The sequence below is a fragment of the Microbacterium sp. ANT_H45B genome, assembly GCF_008369345.1.
In the GTDB taxonomy this organism is placed as follows: Bacteria; Actinomycetota; Actinomycetes; order Actinomycetales; family Microbacteriaceae; genus Microbacterium.
In genome coordinates this window covers 130932-153981 of record NZ_VOBK01000002.1, presented here as the reverse complement: position 1 = coordinate 153981, position 23050 = coordinate 130932, and the positions used below count along the sequence as shown (strand labels likewise).

The window sequence follows — 23050 nt, the reverse complement described above, 5'->3', positions numbered from 1 at the left end:
GAACGATACCGCAGCGTCACAGGGGCCCGGGGTTCCGGCGGTCAGCCCACGCTGACGTCGTAGAACAGGGGGCGCCCGTACAGGTCGTATGTCAGGCCGCCGACACGCTCGCCCACGGCCGTGATGGCGGAGGGACTGTAGAGAGGGACGATCGCCGTGTACTCGGCATTCCACTCCTGCAGCTGCGTGTAGATGTCGTCGCGGACCGTCTGATCGCTGGACGCGACCGCCTGATCGAGCAGGGCGTCCACACTCGGATCGGTGACCTGCGACGCGTTCTGGAACCCGTCCGTGTGCAGATGCGCGCGCAGGAAGTCGGGATCGACGCCCGAGAAGCCCCAGTCGGTGAGGTCGAAGGTCTTGGGCTCGTACTGCTCGTTGTACGCGCCGGGGTCGAGCTCTTCGCGCACGACCTCGAAACCGATCTTCTTGAGGTCGGACTGGATCGCGTTCGCGAGAGCCTTCCGGTCGTCCGGCACGGGCGTCCACGCGATCCATCGCACGGACAGCCGCTGGCCGTCCTTCATGCGGATGCCGTCGCTGTCGCGCGCCGTCCAGCCGGCCTCGTCGAGGAGCGCGCCCGCCGCCTCGGGGTCGAACGGGTGCTCGCCCTCGAGCGCCGCGTCATAGCCGGGGGTGGTGGACCCGAGGACGCTCCACGCGCGAGGGAACTGACCGAAGAAGATCTCCTCGACGGCCGCGTCGACGTCGATGCCGCGAGCGAACGCCTGACGCACCTTCTCGTCGGCGAACACGCCGTACTTCTCATTGAGGTACAGCGAGTACGGCAGACCCGGGTATTCGACGGAATCCACCGTGATGCCGTCTCCCAGGCCGCTCGCGAGGTTCGGCGGGATGTTGCTGGCGAGGTCGGCCTCTCCGCTCTCGATGACACCGGTGCGCACCGACGCCTCGGGCTGGATCTCCACGCGCAGCGTCTCGACGCCCGGTGCCTTCGAGCCGTGCGGACCCCAGGCGTAGTCGTCGTTGCGGGTGTAGACGATCTCCTGATCCGGCGTGTACTCGGTGAGCTCGTAGGGCCCGGTTCCCACCGTGATGCCAGGGCCGCCGGCCTTGAGCTGGTCCGCGGAATCCGCGAGGACCGCCGGAGAGTAGAACCCCAGCTGCGGGGTGCTCGCGGCCTGCAGGAACGGCGCGTACGGCTGGCTGAAGCGCACCGTCACGGTGTGCTCGTCGACGACCTCGGTGCCCTCGTAGAAATCCGCCCCCATCATGCTGGCCGCCTGCGCCGACTCCGTCTCGGGGTCGACGATGCGATCGAAGTTCGCCTTGACCGCCTCGGCGTCGAACGGTTCGCCGTCGGTGAAGGTGACGTCGTCGCGGAGGATGAACGTGTACTCGGTGCTGTCGTCCGAGACCTTCCAGTCCTTCGCCAGCCATGCGGTGAACGAACCGTCGTCCTCCTGGAAGACCAGGGAGTCCAGCACGGCACGCTGCACCATCCCCGAGACGTCGAGCTGGCTCACCTGCGGGTCCATGTGCCCGGCCGCGAGGTTCGCGCCCTCGATCGACCACACGAGCTCGCCCCCGTCCGCGTCGGATGCGGGTGCCGCACAGGCACTCAGCAGGAGGGCGCTCGCGGCGATGGCGGCGCCGAGCGGGATCGCGCGGCGCAGAAGAGAGTGGGGCATGCTGTTCCTCGGGAGGGAATGCGGGGAGATGACGCGGATGCATCAGTTCTTGGACTCGATGCAATTGTAGATCCTGCAGGCACCCCCGGGCGTCGTGGCGCCTGTGGGCGGCTGCCGCGACGGCTCGCCGGGACCGGGGCGATTAGACTGTGGGGCACAACCCACACTCAGGCACGCTCACACAGTGCCGCACACATCGCTCGAGGAGACCTCCATGTCCGTGATTCCCGACAAGCCCGTACTCGAAGGTCTCGAAGCGAAGTGGGGTGAGTCGTGGTCGGCGCAGGGCACCTACCTGTTCGATCGACTCCGCGCCGCGCAGTCCGGTCGTGAGGGCGTCTACTCGATCGACACCCCTCCGCCGACGGCATCCGGCAGCCTGCACATCGGCCACGTGTTCTCGTACACCCACACCGACGTCAAGGCGCGCTTCGAGCGCATGCGCGGCAAGAACGTGTTCTACCCGATGGGCTGGGACGACAACGGCCTGCCGACCGAGCGCCGCGTGCAGAACTACTACGGGGTGCGCTGCGATCCGACGCTCCCCTATCAGAACGACTTCACGCCGCCGTTCGAGGGCGGCGACAACAAGTCGAGCCGAGCCGCCGACCAGGTGCCGATCAGCCGCCGCAACTTCATCGAGCTGTGCGAGCGTCTGACGCTCGAGGACGAGAAGCAGTTCGAGGCGCTGTTCCGTCTGCTGGGCCTCTCGGTCGACTGGAGCCAGACCTACCGCACGATCTCCGACGACACGATCCGTCAGAGCCAGCTCGCGTTCCTGCGCAACCTCGAGCGCGGCGAGGCGTACCAGTCGCTCGCGCCGACCCTGTGGGACATCGACTTCCGCTCCGCCATCGCTCAGGCGGAGCTCGAGGACCGCGAGCAGCAGGCCGCGTATCACACGATCGACTTCCCCTTCTCCGACGGATCCGGCTCGATCACGATCGAGACCACCCGCCCCGAGCTGCTCCCCGCATGCGTCGCGATCGTGACGCACCCCGAGGGACCGCACAAGCATCTGATCGGCACGAAGGTGCGCACACCGTTCTTCGGCGCCGAGATCGAGATCCACGGACACCACCTCGCTCAGCCCGACAAGGGCACGGGCGCCGCCATGGTCTGCACCTTCGGCGACGTGACCGACATCATCTGGTGGCGCGAACTGCGCACCGTCGACGGCGGAGACCTGCCGAACATGACGACCATCGGACTGGACGGACGCTTCCTGCCCACCGCGCCGTCGATCGTCGCGAACGCCGAGGCCATCGACTGGTACACGGCGGAACTCGCCGGCAAGACCGTGTTCTCGGCGCGCAAGGCGATCGTCGAGAAGCTGCAGGAGACCGGCGACATGACCGCCGTGGGAAAGCAGTTCTCCCACGCGGTGAAGTTCTTCGAGAAGGGCGACCGCCCTCTCGAGATCGTCTCGACCCGCCAGTGGTACATCCGCAACGGCGCCAGGGACACGCAGCTGCGCGATCAGCTCCTCAGCCACGGCACGGACGTCGCGTTCCATCCCGACTTCATGCGCGTGCGCTACGAGAACTGGGTCGGCGGCCTGACCGGCGACTGGCTCGTGTCCCGGCAGCGCTTCTTCGGCGTGCCGATCCCGCTCTGGTACGGACTCGACGAGAACGGCGACCGCGACTACGACCGCGTGCTCGCGCCCGACCACGCGTCCCTGCCCATCGACCCGACCACCGACGTACCGGCGGGCTTCACCGAGGATCAGCGTGGAGCGGCGGGCGGCTTCGAGGCCGAGGCCGACATCCTCGACACATGGGCGACGTCGTCTCTCACCCCTCAGCTCGCCGGCGGATGGCAGCGTGACGAGGAGCTGTGGCAGCTCACCGCCCCGTTCGACCTGCGTCCGCAGGGTCAGGACATCATCCGCACCTGGCTGTTCTCGACCATGCTGCGCTCGACTCTGGAAGACGGCCGCGCGCCGTGGCGCAACGCCGCGATCTCCGGCTTCATCGTCGACCCCGACCGCAAGAAGATGTCGAAGTCGAAGGGCAACGTCGTGACGCCGGCGGACATCCTCGAGACCCACGGATCGGATGCGGTGCGCTACTGGGCCGCCTCCAGTCGCCTGGGCATGGACGCCGCCTTCGACCCGCAGAACCCGACCCAGGTCAAGATCGGCCGTCGTCTCGCGATCAAGGTGCTGAACGCCGCGAAGTTCGTGCTCTCGTTCCCCGTGCCCGAGGGGGCGCAGGTCACACATGCTCTCGACGCCTCGATGCTGACCGCACTCGATACCGTGGTCACCGAGGCCACGAAGGCGTTCGAGAACTACGACCAGGCGAAGGCGCTCGAGGTCACCGAAGCGTTCTTCTGGACCTTCTGCGACGACTACCTCGAACTCGTCAAGGAGCGCGCCTACAACCAGAACGATGTGGGGCAGGCTTCCGCGGCACTCGCACTGCGGCTCGCGCTCTCGACCCTGCTGCGGCTGCTCGCTCCCATCCTCTCGTTCGCGACCGAAGAGGTGTGGTCGTGGTTCGAGGAGGGCTCCGTGCACACGGCGTCGTGGCCCGAGCCACTCGGCATCGAGGGAGACCCCGCGGTGCTGTCCGTGGCCAGCGAGGCTCTGATCAGCATCCGTCGCGCGAAGACCGAGGCGAAGGCATCACAGAAGACTCCGGTCGCGAGTGCGATGATCACGGCTCCGGCGGAGAAGTACGAGGCGCTGCGAGCCGCCGCCGCCGACCTGTCGGCCGTCGGGCGCATCGCAGAGCTGGGGCTCGCCGTGGGCGACGTGTTCGCGGTCACCGCGATCGAGCTCGCCCCGGTCGAGGGCGCCTGATGCAGCTGGGCACGCGATGGGCGGCGGGCTCCGAGGCCCCCGCATCCGTCCCCGCCTCACTGCGTCCCGCGATCGCGGAGGTCGAATCCCGCGGACTCTCCGGACACTGGACGCTGACGTGGCTCGAAGGCCGCGCCCTCGCCGAGCTCGACTCGGGCTGGGAGGTCGTGCAGACGGCATCCGGCGAGGTCATCGCCCGCCCCTTCGAGGACTGAGCGCACCGCACGGACGACGCCCCCTGCACGCCTCCGGCGGCGGGGGCGTCGTCGCTCCGCGCCTTTGTCGGTGTCGTCGCCGCGCACCGAGGTCGCCCGGTCGTGGCTAGGCTCGATGGATGACCGACGACTCGAACCCTCTGCTCCAGCCGTCCGCACTCCCCTACGGACTGCCCGACTTCGCCGCGATCCGCGCGGAGCACTATCTGCCCGCGTTCGAGGCGGCGTTCTCACAACATCTCGCCGAGATCTCCCGGATCACCATGGTGCGCTCGATGCCGACCTTCGAGAACACCATCGAGGCGCTCGAGCGCTCCGGCGAGCTGCTCGACCGGGTGGCGCATGCGTTCTACACGGTGACGTCGGCAGACGCGACGCCCGAGATCCAGGACATCGATCAGAAGCTCGCACCGCTGATGGCCGCGCATCAGGATGCGATCACCCTCGACTCCGCCCTCTACTGGCGCGTGCAGCAGGTGCACGCGCAGCTCGATCGGCTCGAGCTCGATGAGGAGCAGCGGTATCTCGTCGAACGCCATCACCGGGAGATGACGCTCGCGGGGGCGGCGCTCGACGATGAGCACAAGGCACGCCTCACGGCACTGAACCAGCAGCTGTCGACCCTCAACAACACCTTCGAGCGCAATCTGCTGAACGACACCAACGATCTGGCTGTCGTCTTCGACTCGGCCGACGAGCTCGCCGGTCTCAGCTCCGGAGAGCTCTCGGCCGCCCGTCGAGCCGCCGCCGACAGAGACATCGACGGATACCTCATCGCGCTGCCGCTGTTCACCGGGCACCCGTACCTGGCCCAGCTGCACGATCGCACGGCACGGCGGCGCATACTCGACGCCTCACGCGCCCGAGGCTCACGTGACAACGCTCACGACAACCGCCCCGTGCTGCGTGAGATCGTGCGCCTCCGCGCCGAGCGCGCCGCTCTGCTCGGGTTCTCCTCGCACGCGGCATACGTCACCGCCGATGAGACCGCCGGAACACCGGATGCCGTCGAGGACATGCTCCGTGCGCTCGCCGCACCCTCCGCCCGCAACGCGCGCGCAGAGCAGGTGGAGTTGCAGACGATCGTCGACGAGACCGAGGCCGACCCCTTCACGGTCGAGGCGCACGACTGGGCGTTCTACACCGAGAAGGTCCGCACCGCGAGGTACGACATCGACACGAGTGCGCTGCGACCGTGGTTCGAGGCCGAGCGCGTGCTGCAGGACGGCGTCTTCTTCGCCGCCACCCGCCTCTACGGCGTCACCTTCGGCGAGCGGCACGACCTGGTCGCGTACCACCCCGGAGCCCGGGTGTTCGAGGTGCGCAACGCCGACGGGAGCGAGCTCGGGCTGTACGTGCTCGACCTCTACACCCGCGACTCGAAGCGCGGCGGCGCATGGATGAACCCGATCGTCAGCCAGTCGCGTCTCCGGGGCACATCGCCGGTCGTGGTCAACAACCTCAACGTCCCGCTCCCCGGCGACGGAGAACCGACCCTGCTGACACTCGACGAGGTCACCACGCTGTTCCATGAGTTCGGGCATGCCCTGCACGGCCTGTTCGCGGTGGTGACGTACCCGCACTTCGCCGGCACGAACGTCTTCCGGGACTTCGTCGAGTTCCCCAGCCAGGTGAACGAGATGTGGATCCTGTGGCCGGAGGTGCTCGACAACTACGCGCGTCATCACGTGACCGGCGAGCCGCTCGATCCGGCCGTCGTGGAGCGCCTGCGTGCCACCGAGACCTTCGATCAGGGCCATGCCACCAGCGAGTACCTCGCCGCGGCCTGGCTCGATCAGGCATGGCATCGGATCGGAGCGGATGCCGACATCGCGGACGTCGCGGAGTTCGAGGCCGCTGCCCTCGCGGACATCGGTCTCGACAACCCGGTCGTGCCGACCCGCTACTCGTCGACCTACTTCGCGCACGTGTTCTCGGGCGGATACAGCGCCGGGTACTACTCCTACATCTGGAGCGAGGTGCTGGACGCCGACACCGTCGACTGGTTCCGCGAGAACGGCGGGCTCACGCGCGACAACGGCGACCGGTTCCGTGCGCGCCTCCTCGGTGTCGGCGGGTCGAAGGACCCGCTCGCGGCATACCACGACTTCCGCGGCCGTCCCGCGGACATCGCGCCCCTGCTGAAGCGGCGGGGCCTGGAGGCCTGACCGTCCGTCCGCGGCGGGGTTCCCGTCCGCCGCGGGGTTCCCGTCCGCCGCGGCGCTCAGCGGCCGAGCAGCTCCATCGCCTTGTACCAGGTGAGCTGGTGATAGCTCTGGGCGAGGTGGTCGCCGAGACCGTCGACGGACACGATGTGCACGGCGATCGCCTCGCTGTCGTCGAGCGCCTGGTCCGCGACGCGGACGCACCCGCGCGCGAGGAAGTGATGCACGCGGTTGGTGTGGTTGCCGAAGTTCGCCCACGTGGACCCGAGTCCGACGATCTCGTCCGCCGCGAACCCCGTCTCCTCGCGCAGCTCCCGGGCCGCCGCCTCGATCGGCGTTTCGCCGGCTTCGACGCCGCCCCCGATCGTCCCCACGGCGATGATCCCCGCTCCGTGACGGTATTCCTCGACGACGATCGCGTCGCCGTGCACATCCAGCGCGAGCACCGAGATCCAGTCCCCGTACTCGAGCACGTAATAGGGCGCGATCCGACGATCCTCCGCATCGCGGCAGTCGTCCGCACGCACACGGATCCAGCGGTCGGCGACGACGGTCTCGCTGTCGACCACCCGCCAGGGAGCGGGAGGCCGGCTCACGCGCTCTTGCGCTTGCGCTCCATCACGATCGTGGGAGGGGCACCCTCGTCGACGGCGGCGCGGGTCACGATGACCTTGGCGACGTCTTCGGCCGACGGGATCTCGAACATGATCGGACCGAGCACGTCTTCGAGGATCGCTCGGAGTCCGCGGGCGCCCGTCTTGCGCTCGACGGCCAGATCGGCGATGGAGCGCAGTGCGTCCTTCTCGAACTCCAGCTCGACGCCGTCGAGCTCGAACATGCGCTGATACTGCTTGACGAGAGCGTTGCGGGGTCCGGTGAGGATGTCGATCAGTGCATCCTGGTCGAGCGGCGAGACGTTGGTGACGACGGGCAGGCGGCCGATGAACTCCGGGATGAGACCGAACTTGTGCAGGTCCTCCGGCAGCACCTCGCTGAAGAGATCGAGGTCCTTGCCCTTGTCGTGCAGGGGGGCGCCGAAACCGATGCCGTGCTTGCCCACGCGGGCCGACACGATGTCCTCGAGGCCGGCGAACGCACCGGCGACGATGAAGAGCACGTTCGAGGTGTCGATCTGCAAGAACTCCTGGTGCGGATGCTTGCGCCCACCCTGCGGCGGCACCGAGGCGACCGTGCCCTCGATGATCTTCAGCAGCGCCTGCTGCACGCCCTCGCCCGAGACGTCACGGGTGATCGAGGGGTTCTCCGCCTTGCGGGCGATCTTGTCGACCTCGTCGATGTAGATGATGCCCTGCTCGGCGCGCTTGACGTCGTAATCCGCCGCCTGGATCAGCTTGAGCAGGATGTTCTCGACATCTTCACCGACGTAGCCGGCCTCGGTGAGTGCGGTGGCATCGGCGACCGCGAACGGCACGTTCAGCCGCTTGGCGAGGGTCTGGGCGAGGTAGGTCTTGCCGCAGCCGGTGGGGCCGATGAGCAGGATGTTGCTCTTCGCGATCTCGATGCTCTCGGCCTTCTGCTCGGCCGACTGCAGCGTGCCGTGGGCACGGATGCGCTTGTAGTGGTTGTAGACGGCGACCGACAGGGCCTTCTTCGCGGGCTCCTGACCGACCACGTACTCCTCGAGGAAGGAGAATATCTCGCGGGGCTTGGGGAGTTCGAAGTCCGCCGTGCCCTCGGCGGAGGACTCCGCCATCCGCTCCTCGATGATCTCGTTGCACAGCTCGACGCACTCGTCGCAGATGTACACACCGGGGCCAGCGATGAGCTGCTGCACCTGCTTCTGACTCTTTCCGCAGAATGAGCACTTGAACAGGTCAGCGCTTTCACCGATACGGGCCATGCGCGTCCTCCTAGGGGGATCCAGAGATCGTCTACTGAGCCTAACCGGTGCACCCGACACCGGGACGCATTGGAGCGTCGGCGCAGATCTCGAGTCCGTATCGACATCGCCACCGGGACGACGAAGGCCCGTCGCGCAGGATCTGCGGGACGGGCCCTGCTGTCGGTCGGCTCAGACCATGCTCTTGGTGTGCCAGACCGTCTTCATCTCGGTGAACGCGCCGATCCGCTCGGGCGATGCGGTCACCGGCCCGGGGGTGAGGACGCGCGTCAGCGTCTCGGCGGCGGCGATCTGCATGTCGATCCAGTCGAGATCACCGGCCCCGGCCAGGTCGAGAGCGTTCACGTCCTGGTGCGAGGCGAGCCACGGCGCCATCTCGGCGGGAGAGCCCGTGAGCACGTTCACCACTCCCCCGGGCACGTCGCTCGTCGCGAGCACCTCCGCGAGGCTGATCGCGGAGAGCGGATGCCGCTCGCTCGCGATCACGACGACCGTGTTGCCCGCGACGAGGGCGGGCGCGACGACCGACACGAGTCCGAGGAGCGCCGAGTCCTGCGGCGCCACGATCGCGACGACGCCGGTCGGCTCGGGGACCGAGATGTTGAAGTACGGTCCGGAGACGGGGTTCGCGTTGCCGGCGACCTGCGCGTACTTGTCGCACCACCCGGCGTACCAGACCCAGAGGTCGATCGCCTCGTCGACCTGGGCGGCGGCGGCCGATGCCGACACCCCCTCCTGCGCGGTGATCTCGTCGATGAACTGCGCGCGGCGACCCTCGAGCACCTCGGCGACCCGGTAGAGCACCTGTCCGCGGTTATAGGCGGTCGCTCCCGACCAGCCCTTGACCGCGGAGCGGGCGGCGACGACCGCGTCGCGCGCATCCTTGCGGGACCCCTGGGCGGCGTTCGCGAGGAACGCGCCCTTGGCAGAGAGCACCTCATAGGTGCGCCCCGACTCGCTGCGCGGGAAGGCTCCGCCGATGGCGAGCTTGTAAGTCTTCGGAACACTGAGTCGCTTGCTCATGCTGCGGATCCCTTCAGGTAGGCGGTGAGGCCCTGTCGTCCGCCCTCGCGGCCGTATCCGGACTCCTTGTAGCCGCCGAACGGGCTCGACGGGTCGAATCGGTTGAACGTGTTGGCCCAGATCACGCCCGCGCGCAGGCGGTCGGCGACCGCGAGGATGCGCGAGCCCTTGTCCGACCAGATGCCCGCCGACAGGCCGTACGGCGTGTTGTTGGCCTTCGCGATCGCCTCCGCGGGGGTGCGGAAGGTCAGCACCGACAGCACGGGGCCGAACACCTCGTCGCGGGCGATCCGGTGCGAGGCCTCGACACCGGTGAAGATCGTCGGAGCGAACCAGAACCCCTTGTCAGGAATCGCGCAGTCCGCCGTCCAGCGCTCCGCGCCCTCGGCCTCGCCGATGTCGCTGAGCTCGCGGATGCGGGCGAGCTGCGCCGCCGAGTTGATCGCGCCGATGTCGGTGTTCTTGTCGAGCGGGTCGCCGAGACGCAGCGTCGAGAGGCGGTTCTTCAGCCGATCGATGACCTCGTCGTGGATCGACTCCTGCACGAGCAGACGGCTTCCGGCGCAGCAGACATGCCCCTGGTTGAAGAAGATGCCGTTGACGATGCCCTCGACCGCCTGGTCGATGGGCGCGTCGTCGAACACGATGTTCGCGGCCTTGCCACCGAGCTCGAGCGTGAGTTTCTTGTTCGTTCCCGCGACGGCCCGCGCGATGTCACGGCCCACTCCGGTCGAGCCGGTGAACGCGACCTTGTCGACATCCGGGTGGCGCACGAGAGTGGCGCCCGTGGCACCGGCGCCCGTGATGATGTTGACCACACCCGCCGGCAGGTCCGCCTGCTGCAGGATCTCCGCGAAGATGAGCGCGGTGAGCGGCGTCGTCTCGGCGGGCTTGAGCACGACCGTGTTGCCGGCCGCGAGAGCGGGGGCGACCTTCCACGCCAGCATCAGCAGCGGGAAGTTCCACGGGATGATCTGCCCCGCGACGCCGAGCGCACGGGGGTCCGCACCGAGGCCCGCGTGGTCGAGCTTGTCCGCCCAGCCCGCGTAGTAGAAGAACCACGATGCGACGAGGGGCACGTCGACGTCGCGGCTCTCCTTGATCGGCTTGCCGTTGTCGAGGCTCTCGGCGACCGCGAGCTCGCGAGCGCGCTCCTGCACGAGACGGGCGATGCGGAACAGGTACTTGCCCCGATCGCGACCGCTCATCTTCGACCAGGTCCTGTCGTATGCACGACGGGCGGCGGCCACGGCGCGGTCGACGTCCTCATCGGAGGCCGAGGCGATCTCCGCGATGCGGCTCTCGTCGGCGGGTGAGATGGTGGTGAAGCTCGAGCCCGAGCCGTCGACGAACTCGCCGTCGATGAACAGCCCGTAGCTGTCTTTGAGGTTCAGGACTGACTTCGACTCCGGTGCCGGAGCGTATTCCAGGAATGACATATGAGGGTTCCTAGTCGATCGTGACGTAGTCGGGGCCGGAGTAGTGTCCGGTGGTGAGCTTCTGGCGCTGCAGCAGTACGTCGTTCAGAAGGCTGGAGGCGCCGAAGCGGAACAGGTGCGGCTGGAGCCACTCCTCGCCCACGGTCTCGGCGACGGTGACGAGATACTTCACCGCGTCCTTCGAGGCACGGATCCCGCCGGCGGGCTTGACCCCGATGCGCTCCCCCGTGCCGCGATGCCAGTCGCGCACGGTCTCGAGCATGAGCAGCGTGGTGGGAAGAGTGGCGGCGGGCTGCACCTTGCCGGTCGACGTCTTGATGAAGTCCCCACCGGCCAGGATGCCGAGCCACGATGCCCGCTTGATGTTGTCGTACGTGTTGAGCTCGCCCGTCTCGAGGATGACCTTGAGCGAGGCGTAGGAGCCGTCGGCCCGGCGGCACGCCTCCTTGACCTGTGCGATCTGGTCGTAGACGAGACCGTAGCGGCCCGACAGGAACGCACCCCGATCGATCACCATGTCGATCTCGTCCGCCCCGGCGGCCACGGCTTCGGCGGTGTCCGCGAGCTTGATCGCCAGCGACGACCGTCCGCTCGGGAACGCCGTGGCCACGGCGGCCACCGAGATCAGCCCGTCGTCGGGATCGCCATGCAGGTCGCCGAGAGCTGCGACGGCGTCGCCCACCATGTCGCCGTACACGCACACGGCGGCGACCCTGGGGGTCGACGGATCCGCGGCATCCGGGTTCTTCGCCTTGGCGACCAGCGAGCGAACCTTGCCCGGCGTGTCCGAGCCCTCGAGGGTCGTGAGGTCGATCAGCTTGATGATCGTGTCCAGCGCCCACGCCTTGGAGGTGGTCTTGATGGACCGCGTTCCGAGGCCCGCGGCGCGCTGCTCGAGTCCCACGGCGTCGACGCCGGGGAGGCCGTGCAGGAATCTGCGGAGCGTGGCGTCGTCCGGCTCACCGCCGAGGACGTCCACCGCCGCTCTGCGGCTGAGTTCTTGGGTCGTCACTGTTCCTCCAACAATGCTCGTGCTGTGGTCTCATCGGTCACGAGGACGCTGCACAGGCCGCTGGAGACGACCGTGCGTGCGATGTCGTGCTTGGCGTCACCGGCGGTGACGAAGATCGAGCGCTCGGCGCCGCGGAGCCGGCTGAGCTCCACACCGACCGTGCGGGCGTCGAGCTGCGGGTCGACGACGTTGCCGTCGGCGTCGATGTACCGCCCGAGCACATCGCCCACGGCGCCGCGGCGCGCGAGCTCCTCGACGTCGGATGCCGTGAGGTAGCCGTTCTCGACGTGGGCGGAGGTGGCGTCGCAGGGCCCTGCGGTGAACAGGAACGCCTGGGCCTCGGCGGCCTCCTCGAGAACCGCCGCGACGGTGCGGTCGGATTCGATGGCCTGCTTGGTCTCGACCCGTTCGAGGATCGCGGGGCTCGGGAGCAGCGAGACGTGTCCGGATGCGCGCTGGGCGATCGTCACGGCGAGGCCCGCAGCCCCGCCGGAGCGCCGGTTGAGGCTCACGCCTCCGTTGAGCTGCACGACGGTCACCCCGGTGGCCCACCCTTCCGGCAGCGCTTCGGCGACCGCACGAAGCGTGCGTCCCCAGCTGACGCCGAGCGTGCGGGGAACGGGGCGCATCGCGGTGAGGAAGTCGGCCGCGGCCTGGGCGACCCTCTCGAGCGTGCCGTCATCGCCGTCGGGCGCGGGCACCACGATGGCCGCAGCCAGCCCGTGTCGCTCGACGAGCTGACGCTCGAGTCCGAGCCGCCGGGCGCGGGGATGCACGATCTCGATGCGGACGATGCCGCGCTCGCGAGCCTGGGTGAGCAGGCGGCCCACCTTCCACCGCGAGAGGCCGAGGAGGGCGCCGATCTCGTCCTGCGTCTTGTCCTCGTCGTAATAGAGCTCTGCGACGCGGACCATGGTCAGTTCGTCTTCCACGGCATCCTCCTTCCTGCTTCAGTCTAAGACCGGAACACCGTTCGCGCACCCTCCTGCTCACATGAGCAAAGACCGTCGGTCGGCGCGCGCATCCGTCGAGCCGGAGGCCGGATACGACGAAGGGACGCCGGCCCGAAGGCCGACGTCCCTGTCCGATCGCAGTGATCAGGCGCGCTTGCGCGAGGTGAGCACCTGGTCGACGATGCCGTAGTCGAGCGCCTCGGCGGCCGAGAGGATCTTGTCGCGATCGATGTCGCGGTTGACCTGCTCGACGGGCTTGCCGGTGTGGCGAGCCATGGTCTCCTCGAGCCAGGTGCGCATCCGGAGGATCTCCGCGGCCTGGATCTCGATGTCGGAGGCCTGACCGTGCCCGGCCTCGCCCATCGCCGGCTGGTGCATGAGCACGCGGGCGTTGGGCAGTGCGAGACGCTTGCCGGGGTGACCACCCGCGAGAAGCACCGAGGCGGCCGACGCCGCCTGGCCGAGTACGACCGTCTGGATCTGCGGCGCGACGTACTGCATCGTGTCGTAGATCGCGGTCATCGCGGTGAACGAACCACCGGGCGAGTTGATGTACATCGTGATGTCACGCTCGGAGTCCTGGCTCTCGAGAACGAGCAGCTGGGCCATCACGTCGTCGGCCGATGCGTCGTCGACCTGCACGCCGAGGAAGATCACGCGATCTTCGAACAGCTTGTTGTAGGGGTCCTGACGCTTGAAGCCGTAGGCCGTGCGCTCCTCGAACTGAGGAAGCACGTAGCGGCTGGAAGGCAGATCGCCGGCAGAGCGGAAGGTGGGTGAGTACATGAGAGTCCTTTCGCTTTCCGTTACTTGATGTCCTGGTCGGTTCCGCCGCCGCCGATGACGTCGGTGGCCGAGTCGCGGATGTGGTCGACGAAGCCGTACTCCAGCGCCTCGTCGGCGGTGAACCAGCGGTCGCGGTCACCGTCGGCGTTGATCTGCTCGACCGACTTGCCGGTCTGCGCCGCGGTGATCTCGGCGAGGCGGTTCTTCATCGACGTGATCAGCTGGGCCTGCGTCTGGATGTCACTCGACGTTCCGCCGAAGCCACCGTGCGGCTGGTGCAGCAGCACGCGGGCGTTCGGGGTGATGTATCGCTTGCCCTTGGTGCCCGCGGTCAGCAGCAGCTGTCCCATGGACGCCGCCATGCCGATGCCGACCGTGACGATGTCGTTCGGGACGAACTGCATCGTGTCGTAGATCGCCATGCCGGCGGTGATCGACCCACCGGGCGAGTTGATGTAGAGGTAGATGTCCTTGTCGGAGTCTTCCGCGGCGAGAAGGAGGATCTTCGCGCAGATCTCATTGGCGTTCTCGTCGCGCACCTCCGATCCCAGCCAGATGATGCGGTCCTTCAACAGTCTGTCGAAGACGCTCGTAGCGAGGAGGGGTTCTGCAGCCATGTCAGCTCCTGATTCCGTGTTTCAGTGATTCGAATCTACCGGCGACGACGCAGCGCCCAGGCCGTGTTCGCCGTCGGCATATCAGCCGTCGAGCTCGGCGATCTCGTGGGCGTACGCGGTCATCGAGCGGTGGTAGCGCGGGAGATGCGGGACCAGCGCGAGCAGGGCCACCGAAAGACCCTGCGCGGGACGACCCGCACTCGCCAGGATCAGCGCGTGCACGGTCGCCACCGCGTCCCGATACGGGCCGTCCGCAGAGAGCTCCTCCTCGGCGCGGATGACGGCGAGAGCGTCGTCGTACTCGCCGAGGTTGCGCAGCGAACTCGCCAGCTGGATGACGCACTGCGGGCGGTGCTCCTCGTCGAGCCCCAGTGCCAGCGCACGCCGGTACAGCTCGACGGCCTCGGCGGGGCGGCCGGCGGAGTCGCGGGCACCGGCGCGTTCGAACTCCGCGCGCGCATCATCCGTGCCGCGTTCCGCCGCGAGGGCATCGATGCGTGAGATCGTGTCGTCCCCGACCTCATCCCCGGAGGCGTCGGCCCACACCTCGTCGATCCGTTCGTCCCAGCTCTTCTCCATGCCGTGCTCCTTCGGTGTGTCGTGCGACGAGAAAGGGGCGGATGCCGCAGCATCCGCCCCTCCCTCAGAGATCGTGTTCGATCACTCAGCCTTGTCGGCTGCCTTCTTGGCCGGAGCCTTTTTGGCGGCGGGCTTCTTCGCGGCGGGCTTCTCAGCCGCCTCGGCGTCATCGGCCTTCTTCGCAGGGGCCTTCTTCGCGGCAGGCTTCTTCGCGGCGGGCTTCTCAGCCGCCTCGGCGTCGTCAGCCTTCTTCGCAGGGGCCTTCTTCGCAGCAGCCTTCTTGGCGGCGGGCTTCTCCTCAGCCGCAGCCTCGGACTCGTCCGCTGCCTCGTCGTCGGTCACGACGAAGTCGGACAGGTCGACGGGCTTGCCGTTGGTGTCGACGACCTTGACCTTGCCGAGCGCGATCGCGAGCGCCTTGTTACGGGCCACCTCGCCGACGAGCGCCGGGAGCTGGTTCGACGACTGCAGCGCCTCGACGAACTCCTGCGGAGCCATGCCGTACTGCGACGCGGACTGGATGAGGTACTGCGAGAGCTCCTCCTGCGAGACCTGCACGTCGGCCTGCTCGGCGATCGTGTCGAGGAGCACCTGCGTGCGGAACTGCTTCTCGCTGGCCTCGGTCACCTCGGCACGGTGCACGTCGTCCTCGAGACGGCTCTCGCCCTCGAGGTGGTTGTGCACCTCGTCCTCGATGAGCTTCGGCGGCACCGGGATGTCGATCTGCTCGAGCAGCGTCTCGACGAGCTTGTCGCGCGCCGCGGAGCCCTGGGTGAAGACGCCCTGCTGTGACACGCGCTCGACGAGGCTCGCGCGGAGCTCGGCGATCGTGTCGAACTCGCTGGCGATCTGCGCGAAGTCGTCGTCGGCCTCGGGGAGCTCGCGCTCCTTGACGGCCTTGACCGACACCGAGACCTCGGCCTCGGAACCGGCGTGGTCGCCGCCGACGAGTGCCGAGCGGAAAGTCGTGTCCTCACCGGCGGTGAGCGACTCGATCGCATCGTCGATGCCCTCGAGCAGCTCGCCCGAGCCGACCTCGTAGGACACGCCCTCGGCGCGGTCGATCTCGGCGCCGTCGATGGTGGCGACGAGGTCGAGCTCGACGAAGTCACCCTTGGCTGCCGGGCGGTCGACGGGAACGAGCGTGCCGAAGCGCGCACGGAGGTTCTCGACCTCTGCATCGATCGCGGCCTCATCGGCCTCGATCGCGTCGACGGTCAGGGTGATGCCGTCGTACGCGGGGATCTCGATCTCCGGACGCACGTCGACCTCGATGTCCACGAGCAGGTCGCCCGAGAAGTCCTTCTCGTTCGGCCACTGCGTGATGTCGGCGGCCGGACGGCCGACGACACGGAGCTTGTGCTCGACGGTCGCCTCGCGGAAGAACTTGTCGAGTCCCTCGTTGACCGCGTGCTCGATGACCGCGCCGCGCCCGATGCGCTGGTCGATGATCGGAGCCGGGACCTTGCCCTTGCGGAAGCCGGGGATCTGGACGTCCTGAGCGATGTGCTCGTACGCGTGCGCGATGCTGGGCTTGAGGTCGTCGGGGGTGACCGTGATGCTGAGCTTGACCCGGGTCGGGGTCAGCTTCTCGACGGTGCTGTTCGCCATTCTGGTGTGCTCTCCTTGTGATTTCCGCGCTGAATCGCGGCTGTCAGGCCGTTGAAGCCGTGTCGGGGCGACAGGAGTTGAACCTGCGACCTCCCGCTCCCAAAGCGGGCGCTCTACCAAACTGAGCTACGCCCCGGGGAATCCGCATGCAGATTCAGCCCCACCGAGTCTAACGGACACGAGCACTCCCGTCAGTCCGCTATGATCGATGAGTCGGCATGCACCGCGAGGAACCTGCTGACAACGGGGCTGTAGCTTAGTGGTAAAGCCTCTGTCTTCCAAACAGATGATGCGAGTTCGATTCTCGTCAGCCCCTCACTCCGAAGGCCCCCGCAGAGATGCGGGGGCCTTCGACGTTCCCGCGGTGGCCGCACGTCTCGCAGCCGCGTATCCTTCAGGCAGAGTCGACGGTGTCGAGGAACGCGGGCTCCGACCGGAGGTCCCGCACGAATGACTCCCCTCACCGCCCCCGACCCCGGTGGTCATCTCCTCCCTGCCCACCTCGCCGGCCCCGTGCCGACGGCGCGTCGCCGCAGGCCACGCCGCGGGGTCGTCCTCGCTCTTCTGGGTGCACTCATCGTCGTCGGCGGGCTGGGCGGGCTGCAGCTCACCGCGAGCCTGGGCTACGACGATTCGCGCGCCCAGTTCGCGCAGGCTCTCGACACCGCCGAAGGACGAGCGGCCGAGATCCGTCGGACGACCGACGAGCTGATCTCGATCGCGGACGCGGCGAGTCAGCTCGTCGAGCTCGATTCGGGGATGCTCACGGATCCGCAGACGAAGGAGCAGCTCGCCGCCTCCGTGGCGTCCGCGAGCGAGACCACGTCGACCACCGGGGAGCTCCTCGACGAGGACCTTCCGGATGCCGAGGCGAAGCCCGTGACCTTCTGGGACCTCTTCGCGGCGTCCACCGCTCTGCGCACCGACGCGGAGGTCCTCGAGAGGCTCGACACGGAGCTGGCCGACGAGTCCCCCGCCCTCGACGCCGCATCATCGGATCTCATGGAGTCGGGTCTCACGTTCCTCGGGTTCGCGGCCGACGCGGCCGCCCCGTTCGAGGCGGCGCACATCTCGGCGAAGAACGACGATGTGATCGCGCTGCGGAACGCCGCAGCGTCGGTGTCAGAGGTCACCGCCCTGGATGAGGGAAGCGTGAGCAGCTTCACCGCCCTGCAGGATGCCGCAGCACAGGTCGTCACCTCCGAGAACGCAGAGCTCGCCGAGAAGGCGGGCCCGCTTCAGGGGGTCCGGCTCGAGGTCGAGGCCTTCGCGCGCTCGCTGGCACCGGGCGTGCTGATCGAGTTCGACTGGAGCCCGGTCGTCAACGGCGCGGGGTACGGCGGCAGCATGGGCGGGCTGACGACCTGGTGGTGGGACGAACCCGATCGTGCGCTGATCGAGCTCTCGGACTCGGTGGCCGCGCAGTGGCCGGCCGAGCGCAGCAGGGCTCTCGTCGCGCACGAGGTCGGTCACGCGATCAGCGTCAAGTGCGAGGGCATGTATGACGCATCGACCCAGGACAGCATCGAGAAGTGGGCGACCGCGTGGGCGATCGGCATGGGGTTCTCCGACGACGCGAACGGCGTCTCGGCGTACGGCTACCCGCCGCAGTCCTACATCGACGCCGCCCTGGCCTGTCGCTGATCGCCGCTGCCTGCGCACCGTCAGGATACGAAGAAGCCGCCGCGATCGGATCGCGGCGGCTTCTTCGTATGATCAGGTCGAGGTCACTGACCCCGACGCTCGCGCAGCTGCGTGAGCGCGTCCTCGAGAAGCTGGACGGCCTCTTCGTCGGTACGGCGCTCCTTCACGTAGGCGAGGTGCGTCTTGTAGGGCTCCGGCTTCGCGAGCGCGGGCGGGTTCGCCTTGTCGCGACCGGCCGGCAGACCGGACTGCGGGTGGTCGATCGTCTCGGGGATCTCCTCTTCGGGAAGTCCCGCCGCGAAGAACCGCACGGTCTCGTTGCCGAGACCGTCCCAGTAGGACACGCGGATGCGATCTGCGTGATACCCGTGATCCTGCTCGCCCATCGGGCCGGAACCGACACGGGTCCCTCGGATCGCGTTGCCGCCAGTAGCCATCAGATTACCTCGAACTTCGTGATGAGACCGAGCGCGACGATCGCCACGAACCACGCGAGAGCGAGGATGACCGTGAAGCGGTTGAGGTTGCGCTCTGCGAGACCCGACGACCCGACGGCCGACGACATGCCGCCGCCGAACATGTCCGACAGGCCGCCGCCGCGACCCTTGTGGAGCAGGATGAGGAGAGTCAGCAGGACGCTGGTGATACCCAGCACCACCTGCAGGACGAACTCGAGAATATCCACGAGGAGAGAGCCTTTCGCTGGGGCAGGTCTGCCCCGGTAACGGTCAAGTATACGGTGTGGCGGGGCCGCAGCCCCGCCACACTCACACGCCTACGTGCTTCTCAAAGCGGATGATCGCGGCGAATTCGTCGACCACGAGGCTCGCGCCTCCGACGAGTGCACCATCGACATCGGGCTCACGCATGAAGCTGGCGATGTTCGCTGCCTTGACCGATCCGCCGTAGAGGATGCGGGTGCGCGCGGCAGCGTCGTCTCCCAGCACCGTGGCGATGACGGTGCGCAGCGCGGCGCAGACGTCCTGTGCCTGCTGCGGCGTCGCCGCCTGTCCCGAGCCGATGGCCCAGACCGGCTCGTACGCCACGACGATGTCCGCATCCTTGGGAAGCCCCCGCAGTGCGACCTCGAGCTGACCGGCCGGCACGGCGCTGGCGCCGAACTTCTCCAGGTCCTCCGCCGTCTCGCCCACGCAGATGACGGGCGAGAGCCCGTTCTTCAGCGCGGCCTTCGTCTTCGCGGCGACGATCTCGTCGGACTCGGCGTGATACTCACGGCGCTCCGAGTGCCCGATGATCACGTACTTCGTGTCGAGCTTCGCCAGGAATGCACCCGACACCTCGCCGGTGTACGCACCGGAGTCGTGCGCCGAGATGTCCTGCGCGCCGAGGGCGAACGGGATCTTGTCGGCGTCGATCAGCGTCTGCACGCTGCGGATGTCGGTGAAGGGCGGGAACACCGCCACCTCGACAGAGCCGTCCTCGTGCTTGGCGTCCTTGAGCGTCCAGTGCAGCTTCTGCACGAAGGCGACCGCCTGCAGGTGGTCGAGATTCATCTTCCAGTTTCCCGCGATCAGCGGGGTACGGGTGTTCACACCCATCCGAGCACCTCCAGGCCGGGTAGTTTCTTGCCCTCGAGGAACTCGAGGCTGGCGCCGCCACCGGTCGAGATGTGACCGAACTGGTCGTCGGTGAAGCCGAGCTGACGAACCGCCGCGGCCGAATCGCCGCCGCCGACGACGCTGAGGCCGTCGACCTCGGTGAGCGACTGCGCGACGGCTTTGGTACCGCCCGCGAACGCCGGGAACTCGAACACGCCCATCGGGCCGTTCCAGAACACGGTCTTTGACCCGCGGATCACGTCGGCGAACCGCGCTGCGGTCTCCGGACCGATGTCGAGGCCGATGCCGGAGGCGCCGAACGCGGTGCTCTCGATGGCATCGGCAGCCGTCACCTCATGCTCGGCGTCGGCCGAGAACGAGGAGGCGACGATGACGTCGGTGGGGAGCACGAGCTCCACGCCGCGCTCCTTCGCCTCCGCGATGTATCCGCGCACGGTGTCGAGCTGATCTTCTTCGAGGAGGCTGGAGGCCACGGCGTGGCCCTGCGCCTTCAGGAAGGTGAACAGCATCCCGCCACCGACGAGGATGCGATCCACGCGAGGCAGCAGGTGCGAGATCACACCGAGCTTGTCGCTCACCTTCGACCCCCCGAGCACGACCGCGTACGGGCGCTCCGGGTTCTCGGTCAGACGATCGAGCACGTCGAGCTCGGTCGCGATGAGAAGTCCGGCCGCCGAGGGCAGCAGCTCGGCGAGGTCGTAGACGCTCGCCTGCTTGCGGTGGACCACGCCGAATCCGTCGGAGACCAGCACATCGCCGAGCTCGGCGAGCTGGGCCGCGAAGGCACCGCGCTCCGCGTCGTCCTTCGAGGTCTCCCCCGGGTTGAAGCGCAGGTTCTCGATGACGACGACGCCGCCGTCCTCGAGCGAGGAGACGGCCTCGTGCGCGGACTCGCCGACGGTGTCGCGCGCGAACGCGACGGGCTTGCCGAGCAGCTCGGACAGCCGCTGGGCGACCGGGGCGAGGCTGTACTGGGGGTCGGGCGCCCCGTCGGGGCGTCCGAGGTGCGAGCACACGACCACGCGGGCACCCGCGTTGATCAGTGCGTTGAGGGTAGGCAGCGAGGCGCGGACACGGCCATCGTCCGTGATGATCCCGTCCCGGAGCGGGACGTTGAGATCACAACGGACGATGACGCGCGTGCCCTCGAGCGAACCCAGTGAATCCAGGGTGCGCAGAGTCATGGGAGGTGTCTCAGAGACGCTCTGCCACGTACTCGGTCAGGTCGACGAGACGGTTGGAGTAGCCCCACTCGTTGTCGTACCAGCTGGAGACCTTGACCAGGTTGCCGCTGACGTTGGTCAGCGTCGAGTCGAAGATCGACGAGTGCGGGTTGTGCACGATGTCGCTCGAGACGATCTGGTCTTCGTTGTACTGCAGGAAGCCGGCGAGACGGCCGTCGGCCGCAGCCTTCTTGTACGCCTCGTTGACCTCGTCGACCGTGAGGTTCTCGCGGTCGGTGATCAGCGTCAGGTCGACGATCGAACCGGTGGGAACCGGAACGCGGTACGACGAGCCGCTGAGCTTGCCCTGCAGCTCGGGAAGGACCTCGCCGATGGCCTTCGCCGCGCCGGTCGAGGCCGGGGTGATGTTGATCGCTGCGGCACGTGCGCGACGCAGGTCGCTGTGCGGGCCGTCCTGGAGGTTCTGGTCGGCCGTGTAGGCGTGAGCGGTCATCATGAAGCCGCGGTCGATGCCGAACGCGTCGTTGAAGACCTGCGCCAGCGGGGCGAGACAGTTGGTGGTGCACGACGCGTTGGAGATGATGTGATGCGTCTCCGGGTTGTACGTGTCCTCGTTCACGCCCATGACGAACGTGCCGTCGACGCCGGTACCCGGAGCCGAGATGAGGACCTTCTTCGCGCCGGCCTCGATGTGCTTCTTGGCGAGGTCCGCCTTGGTGAAGAAGCCGGTCGACTCGATGACGATGTCGACGCCCAGCTCACCCCAGGGGAGGTTGGCGGGGTCGCGCTCCGCGAACGCCTTGATGGCCTTGCCGTTGACCGTGATGCTCTCGTCGTCGAAGCTGATGTCAGCATCGAGGACGCCACCGACGGAGTCGTACTTCAGAAGGTGGGCAAGGGTCTTGTTATCGGTGAGGTCGTTGACCGCGACGATCTCGATGTCCGCTCCCTGCGCGAGAGCCGCGCGGAAGTAGTTGCGCCCGATACGGCCGAAGCCGTTGATACCGATCTTGACAGACACTCAGGTCTCCCTGTTTCTCGTGCGCGGTGCGCGGCAAAAGTGCGTACGCGATGCGCGGGGTTTTTTGGCTGAGATGGCGTCCCGACGAGACAAGGCCCGTCGGGACGCGACCCGATTACGACAGTACCAGCAGGCCGTTCGTCTTCTCGCGGGCCACCTCGAGGCGCTGAGCGACGTTCTCCCAGTTCGCGATGTTCCACGCGGCCTTGACGTAGTCGGCCTTGACGTTCAGGTAGTCGAGGTAGAAGGCGTGCTCCCACATGTCGAGCTGGAACAGCGGCACCGTGCCCTGCGCGGTGTTCGACTGCTGGTCGAACAGCTGCTGGATGATCAGTCGCTGCCCGATCGAGTCCCAGCTGAGCACCGACCAGCCCGAGCCCTGGATGCCGAGCGCGTTGGCGGTGAAGTGCGCCTGGAACTTCGCGAAGGAGCCGAAGAACTCGTCGATCGCCGCCTTCAGCTCGCCCTCGGGCTCGCCGCCGCCGTTCGGGGAGAGGTTCGTCCAGAAGATGGAGTGGTTGACGTGACCGCCGAGGTTGAACGCGAGGTCCTTCTCGAGCTTGTTCACGTTCGCGAGGTTTCCGCTCTCGCGTGCCTCGGCGAGACCCTCGAGCGCCGTGTTCGCGCCGGCGACGTAGGTCGCGTGGTGCTTGTCATGGTGCAGCTCCATGATCTTGCCGCTGATGTGCGGCTCGAGGGCTGCGAAGTCGTAGGGAAGGTCGGGGAGCGTGTATGTCGCCATGTCGCTTTCATCCAATCCGCGCCGCGCCGCGGCGCTTGCCGGTCCTCCGCGCCGCCGATGTGCGGCGTGGAGCGGACGTAACTCATCCTACCGACGACAACGCTCGAGTGTCCCGGATCCTTCCGTCGGATGACGACACGAGGCGACCCCGAACGGG

The 23050-nt window shown here is 67.8% G+C and carries 21 protein-coding genes and 2 tRNA genes; 5 read left to right on the top strand and 18 right to left on the bottom strand.

Annotated elements, in window-relative coordinates:
• Positions 1-41 precede the first annotated feature (41 nt).
• Positions 42-1652 carry an ABC transporter substrate-binding protein gene (locus tag FQ142_RS07035; protein WP_149422782.1) on the bottom strand — a complete coding sequence of 537 codons (1611 nt, stop codon included), beginning with the start codon at positions 1650-1652 and terminating at the stop codon, positions 42-44.
• A gap of 214 nt (positions 1653-1866) precedes the next feature.
• Between FQ142_RS07035 and valS the strand changes: the two genes are divergently transcribed.
• The 3 genes from valS to FQ142_RS07020 all read left to right on the top strand — a co-directional run bounded on the left by valS (position 1867) and on the right by FQ142_RS07020 (position 6844).
• Complete coding sequence (valS, locus tag FQ142_RS07030; RefSeq protein ID WP_149422781.1) at positions 1867-4461, top strand: valine--tRNA ligase; 2595 nt, start codon at positions 1867-1869, stop codon at positions 4459-4461.
• Positions 4461-4676 carry a hypothetical protein gene (locus FQ142_RS07025; protein WP_056418402.1) on the top strand — a complete coding sequence of 72 codons (216 nt, stop codon included), beginning with the start codon at positions 4461-4463 and terminating at the stop codon, positions 4674-4676. The genes valS and FQ142_RS07025 overlap by 1 nt, the downstream gene beginning before the upstream one ends.
• Before the next feature lie 119 nt (positions 4677-4795).
• The gene (locus FQ142_RS07020; RefSeq protein WP_149422780.1) at positions 4796-6844 is read left to right on the top strand and encodes a M3 family metallopeptidase; all 2049 of its coding nucleotides are present in this window, start codon (positions 4796-4798) and stop codon (positions 6842-6844) included.
• A gap of 56 nt (positions 6845-6900) precedes the next feature.
• On the opposite strand, the gene FQ142_RS07015 is transcribed toward FQ142_RS07020, so the two are convergent.
• The 11 genes from FQ142_RS07015 to FQ142_RS06965 form a co-directional block, all read right to left on the bottom strand.
• Positions 6901-7437 (bottom strand): NUDIX hydrolase, encoded by a 537-nt coding sequence (locus FQ142_RS07015; RefSeq protein WP_082539396.1) that lies wholly within the window; start codon positions 7435-7437, stop codon positions 6901-6903.
• A complete protein-coding gene (clpX, locus tag FQ142_RS07010) occupies positions 7434-8702 on the bottom strand; it encodes an ATP-dependent Clp protease ATP-binding subunit ClpX (protein ID WP_149422779.1) in 1269 nt (422 codons plus the stop codon). Before clpX ends, FQ142_RS07015 begins: the two co-directional genes overlap by 4 nt.
• A 171-nt stretch (positions 8703-8873) precedes the next feature.
• Positions 8874-9725: an aldehyde dehydrogenase family protein gene (locus FQ142_RS07005; RefSeq protein WP_056418410.1), complete on the bottom strand. Its 852-nt coding sequence runs from the start codon at positions 9723-9725 to the stop codon at positions 8874-8876.
• On the bottom strand, positions 9722-11164 hold the full coding sequence (locus FQ142_RS07000; RefSeq protein ID WP_056418412.1) for an aldehyde dehydrogenase family protein: 1443 nt from the start codon (positions 11162-11164) through the stop codon (positions 9722-9724). Before FQ142_RS07000 ends, FQ142_RS07005 begins: the two co-directional genes overlap by 4 nt.
• 10 nt (positions 11165-11174) lie before the next feature.
• Complete coding sequence (gene deoC / locus FQ142_RS06995) at positions 11175-12176, bottom strand: deoxyribose-phosphate aldolase (RefSeq protein ID WP_115760490.1); 1002 nt, start codon at positions 12174-12176, stop codon at positions 11175-11177.
• On the bottom strand, positions 12173-13108 hold the full coding sequence (locus FQ142_RS06990) for a sugar-binding transcriptional regulator (RefSeq protein ID WP_056418415.1): 936 nt from the start codon (positions 13106-13108) through the stop codon (positions 12173-12175). Before FQ142_RS06990 ends, deoC begins: the two co-directional genes overlap by 4 nt.
• Before the next feature lie 165 nt (positions 13109-13273).
• On the bottom strand, positions 13274-13915 hold the full coding sequence (locus FQ142_RS06985; RefSeq protein ID WP_045253790.1) for an ATP-dependent Clp protease proteolytic subunit: 642 nt from the start codon (positions 13913-13915) through the stop codon (positions 13274-13276).
• 20 nt (positions 13916-13935) lie between these two features.
• Positions 13936-14532 (bottom strand): ATP-dependent Clp protease proteolytic subunit, encoded by a 597-nt coding sequence (locus FQ142_RS06980; protein ID WP_056418418.1) that lies wholly within the window; start codon positions 14530-14532, stop codon positions 13936-13938.
• Positions 14533-14613: 81 nt separating this feature from the next.
• Positions 14614-15111: a tetratricopeptide repeat protein gene (locus FQ142_RS06975; RefSeq protein WP_149422778.1), complete on the bottom strand. Its 498-nt coding sequence runs from the start codon at positions 15109-15111 to the stop codon at positions 14614-14616.
• Between the two features lie 81 nt (positions 15112-15192).
• A complete protein-coding gene (gene tig, locus FQ142_RS06970) occupies positions 15193-16722 on the bottom strand; it encodes a trigger factor (RefSeq protein WP_149422777.1) in 1530 nt (509 codons plus the stop codon).
• 62 nt (positions 16723-16784) lie between these two features.
• Positions 16785-16858 (bottom strand) — tRNA-Pro (locus FQ142_RS06965).
• A 109-nt stretch (positions 16859-16967) separates the two neighbouring features.
• Between FQ142_RS06965 and FQ142_RS06960 the strand changes: the two genes are divergently transcribed.
• Positions 16968-17038 (top strand) — tRNA-Gly (locus FQ142_RS06960).
• Positions 17039-17172: 134 nt separating this feature from the next.
• A complete protein-coding gene (locus FQ142_RS06955) occupies positions 17173-18366 on the top strand; it encodes a hypothetical protein (RefSeq protein ID WP_149422776.1) in 1194 nt (397 codons plus the stop codon).
• Between the two features lie 83 nt (positions 18367-18449).
• Here the strand turns inward: FQ142_RS06955 and FQ142_RS06950 are convergent, their stop codons facing one another.
• The 6 genes from FQ142_RS06950 to FQ142_RS06925 all read right to left on the bottom strand — a co-directional run bounded on the left by FQ142_RS06950 (position 18450) and on the right by FQ142_RS06925 (position 22893).
• Positions 18450-18803 carry an RNA polymerase-binding protein RbpA gene (locus tag FQ142_RS06950; protein WP_056418432.1) on the bottom strand — a complete coding sequence of 118 codons (354 nt, stop codon included), beginning with the start codon at positions 18801-18803 and terminating at the stop codon, positions 18450-18452.
• Entirely contained in the window at positions 18803-19051 is a 249-nt protein-coding gene (gene secG, locus FQ142_RS06945; RefSeq protein ID WP_045253783.1) for a preprotein translocase subunit SecG, read from the bottom strand. Before secG ends, FQ142_RS06950 begins: the two co-directional genes overlap by 1 nt.
• A gap of 82 nt (positions 19052-19133) precedes the next feature.
• On the bottom strand, positions 19134-19925 hold the full coding sequence (tpiA, locus tag FQ142_RS06940; RefSeq protein ID WP_149422775.1) for a triose-phosphate isomerase: 792 nt from the start codon (positions 19923-19925) through the stop codon (positions 19134-19136).
• Positions 19916-21130 (bottom strand): phosphoglycerate kinase, encoded by a 1215-nt coding sequence (locus FQ142_RS06935; protein WP_149422774.1) that lies wholly within the window; start codon positions 21128-21130, stop codon positions 19916-19918. The genes tpiA and FQ142_RS06935 overlap by 10 nt, the downstream gene beginning before the upstream one ends.
• Positions 21131-21140: 10 nt before the next feature.
• Positions 21141-22151: a type I glyceraldehyde-3-phosphate dehydrogenase gene (gene gap / locus FQ142_RS06930; protein WP_056418441.1), complete on the bottom strand. Its 1011-nt coding sequence runs from the start codon at positions 22149-22151 to the stop codon at positions 21141-21143.
• 115 nt (positions 22152-22266) lie between these two features.
• A complete protein-coding gene (locus FQ142_RS06925) occupies positions 22267-22893 on the bottom strand; it encodes a superoxide dismutase (protein WP_149422773.1) in 627 nt (208 codons plus the stop codon).
• Positions 22894-23050 lie beyond the last annotated feature (157 nt).

Bases quoted from the DNA above. Each gene is read 5' to 3' on its own strand.
- FQ142_RS07000 (WP_056418412.1), bottom strand. From the start codon at position 11,164: ATGTCATTCCTGGAATACGCTCCGGCACCGGAGTCGAAGTCAGTCCTG.
- FQ142_RS06975 (WP_149422778.1), bottom strand. From the start codon at position 15,111: ATGGAGAAGAGCTGGGACGAACGGATCGACGAGGTGTGGGCCGACGCC.
- FQ142_RS06980 (WP_056418418.1), bottom strand. From the start codon at position 14,532: ATGGCTGCAGAACCCCTCCTCGCTACGAGCGTCTTCGACAGACTGTTG.
- FQ142_RS07035 (WP_149422782.1), bottom strand. From the start codon at position 1,652: ATGCCCCACTCTCTTCTGCGCCGCGCGATCCCGCTCGGCGCCGCCATC.
- tig (WP_149422777.1), bottom strand. From the start codon at position 16,722: ATGGCGAACAGCACCGTCGAGAAGCTGACCCCGACCCGGGTCAAGCTC.
- FQ142_RS06925 (WP_149422773.1), bottom strand. From the start codon at position 22,893: ATGGCGACATACACGCTCCCCGACCTTCCCTACGACTTCGCAGCCCTC.
- FQ142_RS07020 (WP_149422780.1), top strand. From the start codon at position 4,796: ATGACCGACGACTCGAACCCTCTGCTCCAGCCGTCCGCACTCCCCTAC.
- FQ142_RS06950 (WP_056418432.1), bottom strand. From the start codon at position 18,803: ATGGCTACTGGCGGCAACGCGATCCGAGGGACCCGTGTCGGTTCCGGC.
- FQ142_RS07005 (WP_056418410.1), bottom strand. From the start codon at position 9,725: ATGAGCAAGCGACTCAGTGTTCCGAAGACTTACAAGCTCGCCATCGGC.
- FQ142_RS06935 (WP_149422774.1), bottom strand. From the start codon at position 21,130: ATGACTCTGCGCACCCTGGATTCACTGGGTTCGCTCGAGGGCACGCGC.
- FQ142_RS06955 (WP_149422776.1), top strand. From the start codon at position 17,173: ATGACTCCCCTCACCGCCCCCGACCCCGGTGGTCATCTCCTCCCTGCC.
- tpiA (WP_149422775.1), bottom strand. From the start codon at position 19,925: ATGGGTGTGAACACCCGTACCCCGCTGATCGCGGGAAACTGGAAGATG.
- clpX (WP_149422779.1), bottom strand. From the start codon at position 8,702: ATGGCCCGTATCGGTGAAAGCGCTGACCTGTTCAAGTGCTCATTCTGC.
- FQ142_RS07025 (WP_056418402.1), top strand. From the start codon at position 4,461: ATGCAGCTGGGCACGCGATGGGCGGCGGGCTCCGAGGCCCCCGCATCC.
- FQ142_RS06985 (WP_045253790.1), bottom strand. From the start codon at position 13,915: ATGTACTCACCCACCTTCCGCTCTGCCGGCGATCTGCCTTCCAGCCGC.
- valS (WP_149422781.1), top strand. From the start codon at position 1,867: ATGTCCGTGATTCCCGACAAGCCCGTACTCGAAGGTCTCGAAGCGAAG.